The 12,665-nt window shown below is 70.4% G+C and carries 12 protein-coding genes; 10 read left to right on the forward strand and 2 right to left on the reverse strand.

Annotation, left to right across the window (positions count from 1 at the left end):
- The first annotated feature begins 260 nt into the window (after window positions 1–260).
- Window positions 261–581, forward strand: coding sequence for an Hpt domain-containing protein (locus tag CIW48_RS04590; RefSeq protein ID WP_149309486.1), 321 nt, complete (start codon window positions 261–263; stop codon window positions 579–581).
- A gap of 134 nt (window positions 582–715) precedes the next feature.
- The gene (locus CIW48_RS04595; RefSeq protein WP_091777129.1) at window positions 716–1,036 is read left to right on the forward strand and encodes a 2Fe-2S iron-sulfur cluster-binding protein; all 321 of its coding nucleotides are present in this window, start codon (window positions 716–718) and stop codon (window positions 1,034–1,036) included.
- Window positions 1,037–1,177: 141 nt separating this feature from the next.
- Here CIW48_RS04595 and CIW48_RS04600 read toward each other — a convergent pair whose 3' ends face one another.
- Window positions 1,178–2,353 carry a VWA domain-containing protein gene (locus CIW48_RS04600; protein WP_149309488.1) on the reverse strand — a complete coding sequence of 392 codons (1,176 nt, stop codon included), beginning with the start codon at window positions 2,351–2,353 and terminating at the stop codon, window positions 1,178–1,180.
- 335 nt (window positions 2,354–2,688) lie between these two features.
- Between CIW48_RS04600 and CIW48_RS04605 the strand changes: the two genes are divergently transcribed.
- The gene (locus CIW48_RS04605; protein ID WP_149309490.1) at window positions 2,689–3,096 is read left to right on the forward strand and encodes a hypothetical protein; all 408 of its coding nucleotides are present in this window, start codon (window positions 2,689–2,691) and stop codon (window positions 3,094–3,096) included.
- Between the two features lie 70 nt (window positions 3,097–3,166).
- Here the strand turns inward: CIW48_RS04605 and CIW48_RS04610 are convergent, their stop codons facing one another.
- On the reverse strand, window positions 3,167–5,011 hold the full coding sequence (locus CIW48_RS04610; RefSeq protein WP_149309492.1) for a cation:proton antiporter: 1,845 nt from the start codon (window positions 5,009–5,011) through the stop codon (window positions 3,167–3,169).
- A gap of 313 nt (window positions 5,012–5,324) precedes the next feature.
- Between CIW48_RS04610 and CIW48_RS04615 the strand changes: the two genes are divergently transcribed.
- The 7 genes from CIW48_RS04615 to CIW48_RS04650 all read left to right on the forward strand — a co-directional run bounded on the left by CIW48_RS04615 (window position 5,325) and on the right by CIW48_RS04650 (window position 12,621).
- Complete coding sequence (locus CIW48_RS04615; protein ID WP_149309494.1) at window positions 5,325–6,584, forward strand: ATPase; 1,260 nt, start codon at window positions 5,325–5,327, stop codon at window positions 6,582–6,584.
- Window positions 6,581–7,222: a hypothetical protein gene (locus CIW48_RS04620; RefSeq protein WP_149309496.1), complete on the forward strand. Its 642-nt coding sequence runs from the start codon at window positions 6,581–6,583 to the stop codon at window positions 7,220–7,222. The genes CIW48_RS04615 and CIW48_RS04620 overlap by 4 nt, the downstream gene beginning before the upstream one ends.
- Before the next feature lie 245 nt (window positions 7,223–7,467).
- The gene (locus CIW48_RS04625; protein WP_149309716.1) at window positions 7,468–8,319 is read left to right on the forward strand and encodes a MoxR family ATPase; all 852 of its coding nucleotides are present in this window, start codon (window positions 7,468–7,470) and stop codon (window positions 8,317–8,319) included.
- Window positions 8,320–8,384: 65 nt separating this feature from the next.
- The gene (locus tag CIW48_RS04630) at window positions 8,385–9,335 is read left to right on the forward strand and encodes a 3-hydroxyacyl-CoA dehydrogenase family protein (protein ID WP_149309497.1); all 951 of its coding nucleotides are present in this window, start codon (window positions 8,385–8,387) and stop codon (window positions 9,333–9,335) included.
- A complete protein-coding gene (locus CIW48_RS04635) occupies window positions 9,332–10,090 on the forward strand; it encodes an SDR family oxidoreductase (RefSeq protein ID WP_149309499.1) in 759 nt (252 codons plus the stop codon). Before CIW48_RS04630 ends, CIW48_RS04635 begins: the two co-directional genes overlap by 4 nt.
- Before the next feature lie 18 nt (window positions 10,091–10,108).
- A complete protein-coding gene (locus CIW48_RS04640; RefSeq protein WP_149309501.1) occupies window positions 10,109–10,993 on the forward strand; it encodes a 3-keto-5-aminohexanoate cleavage protein in 885 nt (294 codons plus the stop codon).
- 398 nt (window positions 10,994–11,391) lie between these two features.
- Window positions 11,392–12,621, forward strand: a complete 1,230-nt coding sequence (locus CIW48_RS04650) for an ABC transporter substrate-binding protein (RefSeq protein ID WP_149309505.1) — start codon at window positions 11,392–11,394, stop codon at window positions 12,619–12,621.
- Window positions 12,622–12,665 lie beyond the last annotated feature (44 nt).

Below are 12,665 nucleotides of genomic sequence, written 5' to 3' on the forward strand. Positions count from 1 at the left end.
CGCCTGGAGAGGCTTGAACCGGAGACGCAACGCCCCGTTTACCATTACAAGACTAAACTCGGGCAGCGACTGCCGATACCCGAGCCCTCGACCGGCCCCAGAAAACGTTAACCGAATGGTTACCGGGCCCGTCGCTCACCGCCTCTACCATCCTGCCGCACAGGAGGGGTCCGGCGCGATCCCCACCCGGCGAATCAGGGGGTGAATTGTGTGGATCAGATCCGCAATCCCCGACGAATCCGGATGCCGGGAGCCCGAGCATGCAGGCCATCGACCCCGCGGAACTCGAGGCCCAGACCGGCGGCGACGCCGATCTCGCCCGTGAGGTCCTGGAGCTGTTCGCCGGCCAGTGCCGGTCGATCCTGCCGCGCCTCGCCGACCCGGCCCTGCCGCGGGACCAGCGCGCCGACCTCGCCCATACCCTGAAGGGCTCGGCCGCCGGGGTCGGGGCCGTCCACGTGCGGGCCCTGGCGGATGCTCTCGAGGCGCATCTGCGCGAGAGCAACGGTTCCGTGCCGGTCGACGCCCTCGCGGCCGCGGTCGCGCAGGCGCTCGCGGAGATCGCGGAGGCGCGGGCGTGACGGCATCGCTGCAATGCGGCGATGGATCCGGGAGCGGTGTCTAAAGCCGCGCTTGCATTCCGCGTTTCCAGCCGCCAAGCAGGCACGCCGCCCGTCGGACAGGTTGCGCTCGACGCGAGCCCGGAGCCCCCAGCATGCCCAAGATCACCTACGTCGACCACGCCGGGACGGAGCGCACCGTCGAAGGCAGCGTCGGCGCGACCGTGATGGAGACGGCTCTGCGTAATAACGTCCCGGGCATCGACGCGGAATGCGGCGGCGCCTGCGCCTGCGCCACCTGCCACGTCTACGTGGCCGACGCTTGGATCGACACGGTCGGCAAGGCGCAGGACATGGAGCAGGACATGCTGGATTTCGCCAGCGACGTCCGCGAAAATTCCCGCCTCTCCTGCCAGATCAAGATCACGCCGGCACTCGATGGTCTCGTGGTGACGACGCCGTCCCAGCAGGGCTGACAGGCCCTCCGCTGGCGGAGCGGCCGGGCGCCGGATCGGCCGTCCAACGCATCCCCCTCATCCTGAGGTGCCGGAGCGGAGACCTCGCAGGATGAGGACGCGGGTCGGACCGGCGCGCCCGAAGCCTGAGAAGGTTGAGCTTTACCGCACCAGCGCCCGCGCCGCGGCGTCGAGCCCCTCCAGCGTGAGGGGGAACATCCGGCCGGCGACCAGCCGCTGCATCATGCCGATCGACTGCGTGTAGCCCCAGTGCGCCTCGGGCACCGGGTTCAGCCACGCCACCTTGGGGAAGTGGTCGAGGAGCCGCTGCATCCAGACGGCGCCGGCCTCCTCATTCCAGTGCTCCACGGAGCCGCCGGGGGTGGCGATCTCGTAGGGGCTCATCGAGGCGTCGCCGACGAAGACGAGCCGGTAGTCGCTCCCGTAGGTGCGGATCACGTCGAGGAGCGGCGTCTTCGTCTCGTTGCGCCGCCGGTTCTCGGACCAGACCGCCTCGTAGGGGCAGTTGTGGAAGTAATAGTGCGCGAGGTGCTTGAACTCCGAGCGCGCCGCCGAGAACAGCGCCTCCGCCTGCGCGATGTGCCAGTCCATCGAGCCGCCGACATCCAGGAACAGCAGGACCTTCACGGCATTGCGCCGCTCCGGCCGCAGCTTCACGTCGATGTAGCCCTGGCGGGCGCTTTCGCGGATCGTGCCGTCGAGGTCGAGCTCCTCGGCCGCGCCCGTCCGGGCGAAGCGGCGCAGGCGCCGCAGCGCGAGGCGCATGTTGCGCGCGCCGATCTCCCGGTCGTCGTCGAGATCCTTGAACTCGCGCCTGTCCCAGACCTTCACCGCCCGGAAGTTGCGGTTCCCGTCCTGGCCGATGCGGATCCCCTCGGGATTGTAGCCGTAGGCGCCGAAGGGCGAGGTGCCGCCGGTGCCGATCCATTTCGAGCCGCCCTGGTGGCGCCCCTTCTGCTCGGCGAGCCGCTGCTTCAGGGTCTCGAACAGCTTGTCCCAGCCGAGCGCCTTGAGTTCCGCCTTCTCGGCCTCGGTCAGGTACTTCTCGGCGAGCTTCCTCAGCCATTCCTCGGGGATGGGGCTCGGCTCCACCGCCTCGCCGAGGGTCTCCAGCCCCTTGAACACCGTGCCGAACACCCGGTCGAACCGGTCGAGATGCGCCTCGTCCTTCACGAGCGCCGTGCGCGACAGGAAGTAGAACGCCTCGACATCGTGCTCCGCGAGGCCCCGATCGAGGGCGCCGAGCAGCGTCAGGTACTCCTTCAGGGAGACGGGAACCTTGGCGTCCCGGAGGGCCGTGAAGAACTGCAGCAGCATCCCGGGAGAACGCGCCAGCCGGGCGCCCGGGTCAAGTCCGTGCGAATCGGACGGAGCCGCGCCGGGCGGGGCAGGACTTTCCCGGATGTCGCCCGAGTCTTCGGCGATGGTCGACAAGATTCAGCCCCGCCGACGCGGCTGATTCCCGGGCTGGAATGAGTCTCTCCGGACCGATGGGACTCATAACCTGGGTATAAGTCACCGAATCTGTTGATATGTACCCGAACAAGCCTCGTCCAGTCACTCAATCGGTCACGGGAATCGCTCAACTCGGGGCATCGAGTGTGTGCGGAGGCGGCAACGCGGTCCGCACCGGGCAAGCGAGGAGACCTGCGATGGCGGTCATCCTGCGGAATCTGACGGAATTCAAGCGGTTTCTCGGGAAGCCGGGGGCGACGATTCAGCTGGTGCGCAACACCTTCATGGACCGTCAGCCGGAGGCGACCCGGGGGGCCTATAGCGACAAGGGCATGTACGCCCCACGGGCGGTGCAGGCCCTGTCGCGCAAGGCCGCGGTCTTCACCCTGCGGGGCTATCCCGGAACGGTCTGGCTCTACTGGGACAAAGGCGCCCGCGGCTGGCGCTTCTCCGGAGACACCGTGACGGTGCCCCTCGTCACCGGACTCGGCCCGGCGGACGAGCTGGTCTACCGGTGCAGCTTCGCCGACGGGTTCGAGCCGGCGACGCGCAGCCGCGTGGTGCGGCGGCCCAAACACGACGACGCGCATCCCGGCCTGATCTGAGGCGGAGGACGCATCGGGGCCTGCCGACCGGCCGCGCGCGTCGCTCCGGCGGCGACCGCGGAGGCCGCCCTCAGGCCTCCTGGCCGGCAGTCTCCTGGCGTTCGGGCTCCCGCTTGACCGGCGCCTTGCCCAGGGCCTTGCCCACGGTCCGTCGGGCCCGGAAGATCGGCTTCGCCTCGCTCTCGCGCTTCTTCAGCAGGGTGCGATACTCATCCCGCCGCTCGTGGATCGACGCGATCACCAGCCCCATCGGCACGCCGACATCGACCAGCACGGCCTCGGACAGCTGCAGGGACGCCTCGATCGTCTCCGGCACCGCGTCGTCGACGCCGAGTTCGTAGAGCGCGGAGGCGTGGCGGGCGTCGCGGGCCCGGGCCACGATGGTCAGGTCCGGCCGCTCGGCGCGGGCCGCCACCACCGCCGCCTCGACGGCGCGGGGATTGTCGAGGGTGACGACCAGCGCCCGGGCCGTGGCGATGTCGCAGCGCCGCAGCATCTCGGTGTTGCCGCTGTCGCCGAAATAGACCGGCGCCCCGGCGCGGCGCTGCTCGGCGACCCGGGCGGCGTCGGAATCGAGGGCGAGATACGGGATCTTGTGCCGCTCCAGCATCTCGCCGACCTGCCGGCCGACGCGGCCGAAGCCCGCCACGATCACCCGGTTCTCCACCCGCTCCGGCCACGGCTCCGTCTTGACGGCGGCCTGGGCGCTGGCCGTCGCCCGCATCTTGAGCCGCCGGCCGATCGCCGCCAGAGCCGGGATCATGATCATCGTGACGGTGGTCACCACGAGGGCCGCCGCGCCGACATCCTCGGGCACGAGCCCCGTGGCCATGGCTCCGCCGATCAGCACGTACGCGAACTCGCCGCTCGGGCCGAGCAGGAGCGCCGTCTCCAGGGCCACCGGCCGGGGGATCTTCAGGACCGGGGCCGCCATCATCACCACGGCGGCCTTGATCAGGACCAGCGCCAGCGACAGGCCGAGGATCGCTCCCGGCGTCGCCATGAGCTGGGCCGGGTCGAGGTTCATGCCCACCGAGACGAAGAACACGCCGAGCAGCAGGCCCTTGAACGGGTCGATCGTCGCCTCGATCGCCCGGCGGTACTCGGTCTCGGCCAGAAGCAGGCCGGCCACGAAGGCGCCGAGCGTCATCGACAGGCCGCTCGCCGCCGCGGTCAGCGCCGTGCCGACGATGACCAGCAGGCAGGCCGCCATGAACAGCTCGGTGGAGCGCGTGCGCGCCACGAGCTGGAACAGCGGGCGCAGAGCGAGGCGGCCGGCCACCACGATCAGCACCAGCGCGACGGCAGCCTGGCCCAGCGCCATGGCGAGCGCCCAGCCCTTGTCGCCGCCATCGTCGCGGCCGAGCACCGCGATCGCGAACAGGGCCGGCGCCACCGCCAGATCCTGGAACAGCAGGACCGCGAAGCTGGTGCGGCCGGTGGGCGCGTTCAGCCGCTTCTGCTCGGCCAGAACCGGCAGCACCACGGCGGTCGACGACAGGGCGAGGCCGATGCCGACGATCACCGCGCCGGCGAGCGGCACGTTGAGCCCGTAGAGGATCGCCCCGAGGATCAGCGCGGAGCAGCCCACCTGCAGGGAGCCGAGGCCGAAGACCAGCCGGCGCAGGACCCGCAGGCGCTCCCAGGACAGCTCGATCCCGATCATGAACATCAGAAAGATCACGCCGAACTCGGCGAGATGCGCGATCTCCGCACGATTGCCGATGGTGAACAGGTGCACGTAGGGATGAGCATCGGCCAGGCGACCGAGGCCGAAGGGTCCCAGCAGGGCGCCGGCGCCGATGAAGCCGAGCACCGGCGAGATCCGGAGGCGGTGGAACAGCGGCACCACGATGCCCGCTGTGACGAGAAACAGGATCGCTTCCTTGTAGGAGCCGGCGTGGACCTCTGGCATCGGCGGCGGATCGAACCTCGTCTCTCGGGGGCAGGGGGATGCCGATCACGGCTGCGCGATCATGGGTTGGGCCCGCCCTTCGAGCAACCGGATTCGGCCGCCGACCGGTCCCGCACATGTGCGATCTGACACAAGCCGGATACAGGCCCGGGGTGAGACATTTCGGTCACCGGCACGCGGGATGGAGCCGGCCATCCAGAGGATGCGTGCGGTGAAGGCGTGCAACGCGGCTCAAAATCGGCACAATGGGCGCATACACGCCTGAGTTAACCGGGGGTTAAGCTCGGCCGGGCCCAGCCCGGAACTGGACCGGATGGATGCGACGAGGCCGATGATCTCCATCAAATCGATATTTTCCGGTCCGACAGCGCCTCCCAGCCGCGATCTCGAGCGCGAGAAGCGCGAGTGGAAGCTCGAGACGGATCGCTGGCGTCACCAGCGCCATGTCGAGAAGGGCTACCGCATCAAGTGGGGCTACGTGGGGATCGCGTACCTCGTCGAGTTCATGGTGATCGGTGCCTCGCTCTGGGGCGCGTGGCTGTTCGCCGGCGTCTACAGCGACGGCGACTGGCACGCCTTCTACTTCATGCTGCTGGCGCCGCTGGTCTACGCGGCGGTGGAGCTGTGCCGGGTGCCGCTGGGCATCCTGGCCCGCACCCAGCGCTCGTACTTCGTGCGCGCCCTGGCGGTGCTCGGCATCATCTTCGCGGCGGGCGTGACCACCAAGTCGGTGTCGCAGCTCGGCGAGATGATGTTCCACCCCCGCCTGATGGAGGCGGCCCGGACCAAGACCGCCCTGAAGGACGCCCAGGCCGACCGCGCCACGATCGGCGACCGGATCAAGGCGGCGGACGAGCGCGTGGCCCAGTACACGGCCGAGCTCGACCAGATCGAGAAGCGCTCCGCCGACAACGCCCAGCAGCTCGCCGGCCTGCCGGCCCAGCGCTGCGAGCGGGTCTTCGGCACCAACAGCAAGGGCCGGAAGTACCAGAACCTGAAATGCGTGGCCGATCCCCGCGTCGCCGCCCTGTCCCAGGGCGTCGCCAAGGCGTCCGCCGACCGCGCCGGGATGATCAAGGACCTGGAGGAGGCCCGCAAGGCGCGCGCCGCCCTCGATCCGGGCGCCGCCGACCGCCGCGTGGCCGATGCCGAGCAGGGCTACCGCAACGCGGTCAACCGCTCGCAGCTCCACTCCTTCACCGCCATGGTCTACGGCGTCGACCCGATCGACGTGACCGAGAGCCAGGTCCACGCCTTCCTGCGGATCTTCGTGTTCCTCCCCGCGGTTTGCGCCGCCTTCGCGTCGACCATTCTGGCGCTCTGCGCGGTCTCGACCCGCCGGACCTTCATGGACGAGGACGATCTCGGCGCCGCCGTGAACCCGGAGGCCGCCCCCTACATGCTGGACGCGATCGCCGACGCCCTGCGCTCGCATCCTGAGCCGATCCTGCCGCGGGCCGCCAACGCGTCGGGCGCGGTGATCCCGATGAACCGCCCGGCCCAGGGTCAGCAGGCGCTGCCCAACCAGACCCATCCGGGCCCGACCCTCCCTGCCGCTGGAGCCGGCGCATGAACTACGTCGCGAGCGGGACCCCTGAGAACATCGCCCTCGCCCAGCAGGTGAATTCCCGCCTGCGGGCGGATTCGAGCTACGTCGCGGCCCGGGCCTTCCTGTTCCGGGCCCTGGGCTTCGGCGCCTTCGCTTGCCTCGCCGGGATCGGCGTCGGGGCGGCGGCCTATGGCTGGGCGACGTTGAACCAGTTCGACACCGCCGCCGAGAAGATCGCGGCCGCCATGCAGGCCGCGCTCTCGGACGTGACCCTGAAGACCAAGGGCGAGGTCACGCTGACCGACAACACGCTCAAGCTCGAGGGCCTGCCCAAGGTCGCCGCCTCGCCGACGCCCACCCGGGCGCAGCTCGGCAGCGACGCGGCCCCGGCCTCGAAGGCGACGGTGAACACCACCTTCACGGTGTTCAAGCAGGTCCCCTATCTCGACGGGCAGATCGTGACCGGCTGGAACTTCAAGGACAGCGCCGACCAGCCCTACCAGCAATACTGCTACTTCTCCCGCCGCACGGCCGAGGCGAAGGGTCAGGTCGAGATCAAGATCGACCTCGCCATGGACGGCAAGACCCTGCCGCAGCCGCAGAAGTCGGACGTCAACCTGGAGATCCTGGCCCGGAACTGCGTCTGGCACGAGAAGGGCTGACCGGGCACCCCGCTGCAGGCTTCGCCGTCCCGTCCTTGCGAGCGGCGCGACGCAATCCAGAGCGGTGCCACGCCCCTCGACGTCCCGCCGCCCTGGGTCACTTGGCTCCGCTCGTGATGACGGAGTGGGCCATTCAGCGCGCGCATCGGCCGGGACCGTACGGGATGCCCGGACAGGTACGGCGCTTGCGGCCCGGCGGCACGGCGCGTTACCCCTGGGCCCGAGCCCACCTCTCCGAGACCGCGATGCGCTTTTCCGGAACCGAGACCTACGTCGCGACCCCCGACCTCACCGCGGCGGTCAACGCCGCCGTGGTGCTGGAACGGCCGCTCCTCGTGAAGGGTGAGCCCGGCACCGGCAAGACCGTGCTGGCCGAGGAGATCGCCAAGGGGCTGAACGCGCCGCTGATCGTCTGGAACATCAAGTCGACCACCAAGGCGCAGCAGGGCCTTTACGAGTACGACGCGGTCTCGCGCCTGCGCGACTCCCAGCTCGGCGACCCGCGGGTCTCGGAGATCGGCAACTACATCCGGCGCGGCAAGCTCTGGGAGGCGTTCACCGCGCCCGAGCGCCCGGTCCTGCTCATCGACGAGATCGACAAGGCCGATATCGAGTTCCCCAACGACCTCCTCACCGAACTCGACCGGATGGAGTTCCACGTCTACGAGACCAGCGAGACCGTGAAGGCCGTGCGCCGGCCGATCGTGATCATCACGTCGAACAACGAGAAGGAGCTGCCGGACGCGTTCCTGCGCCGCTGCTTCTTCCACTACATCAAGTTCCCCGACGCCGAGACGCTGCAGCGCATCGTCGACGTCCACTATCCCGGCATCAAGCACCGCCTCGTCGAGGAGGCCCTGCGGACCTTCCTGGCGATGCGCGAGGTCCCGGGCCTCAAGAAGAAGCCCTCGACCTCGGAGCTGCTCGACTGGCTGAAGCTCCTCGTCTCCGAGGACATCGCCCCCGAGACCCTGCGCGAGCAGGACGGCCGCAAGCTGATCCCGCCGCTGCACGGGGCGCTCCTGAAGAACGAGCAGGATGTCAGCCTGTTCGAGAAGCTGGCCTTCATGATGCGCCGGGACCAGCGCGGCGGCTGAGGGCCGGACGGAAGACCCGAGGACTCCCGAGAGAGGAGCCCGGGACAGGGACAGGAGCGTGCGGCATGGGCGAGATCGCGATCGTCGGCGGCGGCGTGATGGGGCACGGCATCGCCCTGGTGCTGGCGCTCGCGGGCCACGGCGTGCGGATCACTGACACGCGGCCCGAGACCCGCGCGCGGATCCCCGCCCTCATGGACTCGGCCCTCGCGACCCTGCGGGAGGCGGGCGCCGCACCGGAGGGCTGGGATGCCGCGCGGCTGGCGCGGGCCGTCCGGGTCGAGGCGGAGCTCGGCGCGGCGGTGACGGGCGCCGGTCTCGTCATCGAGGCGATCACCGAGAACCCGGAGGCCAAGGGCGCGCTCTTCGCGGAGCTCGACCGGCTCTGCCCGGCCGACGCGATCCTCGCCAGCAACACCAGCTACCTCGACGTCTTCCCGCTGATCCCGGAACGCCGGCAGGCTCGGGCGCTGATCCTCCACTGGTACACGCCGCCCTACATCGTCGACCTCGTCGACGTGGTCCCGGGGGCCGGCACGGACCCGGCGGTCGTCGCCGCGATGGCCGACCTCGTGCGCGGCCTCGGGCAGGTCCCGATCGTGCTGAAGCGCTTCATCCCGGGCTACATCGCCAACCGCATCCAGCAGGCGATCAGCGCCGAGGTGTTCCGACTCCTCGACGCGGACGTCGCCGCGCCGCGGGACATCGACGACGCGATCATCCACGGCCTCTCGCTGCGCATCCCGATCCTCGGCCACCTCGCCAAGGCTGATTTCACCGGCCTCGAGCTGACGCAGCGGGCGCTGTCCAACGGCAGCTACGCGCCGCCACCGCCGCGCACCCGCTCCGAGACCCTCGATGCCCTCTGCGCCGAGGGCCGGACCGGGGTGATGGCGGGGCGCGGCTACTTCGACTGGGGCGGGCGCGCGCCCGAGGAGCTGTTCCGCGAGCGCGACCGCAAGCTCCTGGCGCTCAAGGCGGCGATGGCCGGGATCGGCCGGATGGAGGGATCATGATCGGAGCGGACCTGTCCGGACGGCGCGTCCTCGTCACCGGGGCCTCCTCGGGCATCGGACTCGCGACCGTCGCGATCTTCGCCCGCAACGGCGCGACGGTGGCGCTGAACCACCTGCCCGACGATGCCCGCGGCCCGGCCGAGGCCGCCCGGCTCGCCGGGGAGGGCCTCTCGGTGATCGCGCTGCCCGGCGACGTGTCGCGGGCGGGCGAGGCCGAGGCGATGGTAGCGGCCGGCATCGACCGGCTCGGCGGCCTCGACGTGCTCGTCAACAATGCCGGGACGTCGGGCACGACCACGCCCATCGCGTTCGAGGACCTCGACGCGATGACCGAGGAGTTCTGGGCCACCATCCTGGGGACCAACCTACTCGGGCCGTTCCGCTGCGCCCGGGCCGCGGCCGCGACCCTCAAGGCGAGCTGCGGCGCCATCGTCAACACCGCCTCCGTGGCCGGGCTCGGGCGGCGCGGCTCCTCGGTCGCCTACGCGGCCAGCAAGGCCGGGCTGATCAACCTGACCCGCAGCCTCGCCCGGGCGCTGGCGCCGGACGTGCGCGTCAACGCGGTGGCGCCGGGCCTCGTCGCCACGCCCTGGACCGAGCCCTGGTCGGAGGAGCGCAAGGCCGCGACCGTGGGGCGCACCATGCTCGGCCGCATGGCCCGCCCGGAGGACATCGCCGAGACCATCTTCTTCCTCAGCGCGGGCGCGGCCTACATCACCGGCGAGACGATTACGGTCGACGGCGGCGCGATCTGACGCTTGGGGAGCACACACATGTCGAGCACCACCGTCATCACCTGCGCCCTCACGGGCTCCTTCGACACGCCGAGAAAGAACCCGGCCGTGCCGGTGAGTCCGCAGGCCATCGCCCGATCGGCCCTCGAAGCCGCCGCCGCCGGGGCCGCGGTGGTCCACATCCACGTCCGCGACCCCGATACCGCCGCGCCCAGCATGGACCTCGCCCACTATCGCGAGGTGGTGGAGCGGATCCGCGAGAAGAACGACGCCGTGATCCTCAACCTGACCACGGGAGCGGGGGGCCGGTTCGTGCCGGGCGACCCCGACCCGGCTGTGGCCGGCCCGGGCACCACCTTCATGGCCCCGGAGGCCCGCACCCGGCATGTCGGCGCGCTGCGGCCCGAGATCTGCACCCTCGACATCGCCACGATGAATTTCGGCGAGCACCTGTTCCTGAACACCCCCGGCCACCTGCGCGCCATGGCGGCGCAGATCCGGGCGGCCGGGGCGAAGCCGGAGATCGAGGTGTTCGATCTCGGCCAGATCGAGCTGGCCCGGCACCTGATCGCCGAGGGGCATCTGGCGCGCCCGCCCCTGTTCCAGATCTGCCTCGGCGTCCCCTGGGGCGCCCCGGCGACGCCGGAGGCTTTAGTGGCGATGCGGGCGCGGCTGCCGGAGGACGCGATCTGGTCCGCCTTCGGCATCGGCCGCGAGGAGTTCCCGATCCTCGCGGTCGCCGCCGGCATGGGCGGCAACGTCCGCGTCGGCCTGGAGGACAACCTGTACCTGTCCCGGGGCCGGCTCGCGCCGAGCAACGCCGCGCTGGTGGAGAAGGCCGTCAGCCTGCTGGCCCATCTCGACCGGGAGCCGGCCACGCCCGATCAGGCGCGGGCGATCTTCGGGCTCGCGCCGCTTGGGTGATGACCCGCGCATCTGCCGCGGATCTCCCTTCCCTCACTGCGGGCTAAGATATTCACACAACGCGAGCCGCGACGCGCTCTCCTCCCCCTTGTGGGGAGGAGTTGGAGGTGGGGGTGGCGCAGAAGGCACCTCTACGCTCGATCCTGCACCACCCCCACCCCTGGCCCCTCCCCACAAGGGGGAGGGGAAACGCGTTTGTTTCTCAAACCCTTGGCGTTCGACGGAGAAGTGTGAATCCGCTAGCTCTGCGGGGGAGGGAGGACCGCGCACCCTAACGGATTGCCCGCATCCTCACCCGTGACCGTTCCGGCCGCGCTCCCCCACAGGTACGCTGCCCTCCGAAAAGACCGCGAGCGGCGATCAACGCCGCCGCGTTCCGAAGAAACAGGGAGAGAGACATGACGCTCCGCCACCGCGCCGCGGCGCTGCTCGGGAGCTTGTGCGCGCTGGGTGCCGGCGCGGTGCTCGCGGCCGACCTCGCGCCGGTGAAGATCGGCGTGCTGAACGACCGCTCCGGCGTCTACTTCGACTCCACCGGCGAGGGCTCGGTGGTCGCCGCCCGCATGGCGGTCGAGGACTTCAAGCCGGAGGACCATGGGCTGAAGGTCGAGGTCGTCTCCGCCGACCACCAGAACAAGCCCGATGTCGGTGCCTCGATCACCCGGCAATGGTACGACCGCGACGCCGTCGACGCGGTATTCGACGTGCCGACCTCCTCGGTGGCGCTGGCCATCGCGCAGATCACCAAGGAGAAGAACAAGGCCTTCATCAACTCGGGCGGCGGCACCGCCGACCTGACCGGCCCGGCCTGCACGCCCAACACCGTGCACTGGACCTACGACACCGCGGCGCTGGCCAACGGCACCGGCAAGGCGATGCTCAAGCGCGGCGGCAAGACCTGGTACTTCATCACCGCCGACTACGCCTTCGGCCTCGCCCTGGAGCGCGACACCAAGGCGGTTGTGGAGAAGAACGGCGGCACGGTCGTCGGCGGCGTGCGCACGCCCTTCCCGAACCCGGACTTCTCGTCGTTCCTCCTCCAGGCCCAGGCCTCCGGCGCCCAGGTGATCGGCCTCGCCGATGCCGGCCTCGACGCCGCCAACGCCATCAAGCAGGCGCACGAGTTCGGTGTCCGCCAGGGCGGCCAGTCCCTCGCGGCCCTGCTGATCGCCATCACCGACATCCACTCGCTGGGGCTGGAGGTGGCGCAGGGGCTCGACTTCACCGCCTCGTTCTACTGGGACCTCAACGACGGCACCCGGGCCTTCGCGGAGCGCTTCGAGAAGCGGATGCCCGGCAAGAAGCCGACCTCGTACCAGGCGGGCGTCTACGCCAGCACGCTGCACTACCTGAAGGCGGTGGCGGCCCTGCACTCGGCCAAGGACGGCGCCGCCGTGGTCGCCAAGATGAAGGAGATGCCCACCGACGACCCGCTGTTCGGCAAGGGCACGATCCGTCCGGACGGGCGCAAGATCCACCCGATGTACCTGTTCGAGGCCAAGGCGCCCTCCGAGTCGAAGGGCGAGTGGGACCTCTACAAGGTGCTGGAGACGATCCCTGCCGAGCAGGCGTTCCGCCCGATGAGCGAGGGCGGCTGCCCGATGGTGGCCGGCATGACGGCGAAGTAGACACCCCCATCACACCCGGTCACCTCATCCTGAGGCGCCGGAGC

Origin of the sequence: Methylobacterium sp. P1-11, from assembly GCF_008329595.1 — a bacterium.
Taxonomy (GTDB): domain Bacteria; phylum Pseudomonadota; class Alphaproteobacteria; order Rhizobiales; family Beijerinckiaceae; genus Methylobacterium.

Bases quoted from the DNA above. Each gene is read 5' to 3' on its own strand.
- CIW48_RS04640 (WP_149309501.1), top strand. From the start codon at position 10,109: ATGTCGAGCACCACCGTCATCACCTGCGCCCTCACGGGCTCCTTCGAC.
- CIW48_RS04590 (WP_149309486.1), top strand. From the start codon at position 261: ATGCAGGCCATCGACCCCGCGGAACTCGAGGCCCAGACCGGCGGCGAC.
- CIW48_RS04625 (WP_149309716.1), top strand. From the start codon at position 7,468: ATGCGCTTTTCCGGAACCGAGACCTACGTCGCGACCCCCGACCTCACC.
- CIW48_RS04595 (WP_091777129.1), top strand. From the start codon at position 716: ATGCCCAAGATCACCTACGTCGACCACGCCGGGACGGAGCGCACCGTC.
- CIW48_RS04630 (WP_149309497.1), top strand. From the start codon at position 8,385: ATGGGCGAGATCGCGATCGTCGGCGGCGGCGTGATGGGGCACGGCATC.
- CIW48_RS04610 (WP_149309492.1), bottom strand. From the start codon at position 5,011: ATGCCAGAGGTCCACGCCGGCTCCTACAAGGAAGCGATCCTGTTTCTC.
- CIW48_RS04605 (WP_149309490.1), top strand. From the start codon at position 2,689: ATGGCGGTCATCCTGCGGAATCTGACGGAATTCAAGCGGTTTCTCGGG.
- CIW48_RS04635 (WP_149309499.1), top strand. From the start codon at position 9,332: ATGATCGGAGCGGACCTGTCCGGACGGCGCGTCCTCGTCACCGGGGCC.
- CIW48_RS04650 (WP_149309505.1), top strand. From the start codon at position 11,392: ATGACGCTCCGCCACCGCGCCGCGGCGCTGCTCGGGAGCTTGTGCGCG.
- CIW48_RS04615 (WP_149309494.1), top strand. From the start codon at position 5,325: ATGGATGCGACGAGGCCGATGATCTCCATCAAATCGATATTTTCCGGT.
- CIW48_RS04620 (WP_149309496.1), top strand. From the start codon at position 6,581: ATGAACTACGTCGCGAGCGGGACCCCTGAGAACATCGCCCTCGCCCAG.
- CIW48_RS04600 (WP_149309488.1), bottom strand. From the start codon at position 2,353: ATGCTGCTGCAGTTCTTCACGGCCCTCCGGGACGCCAAGGTTCCCGTC.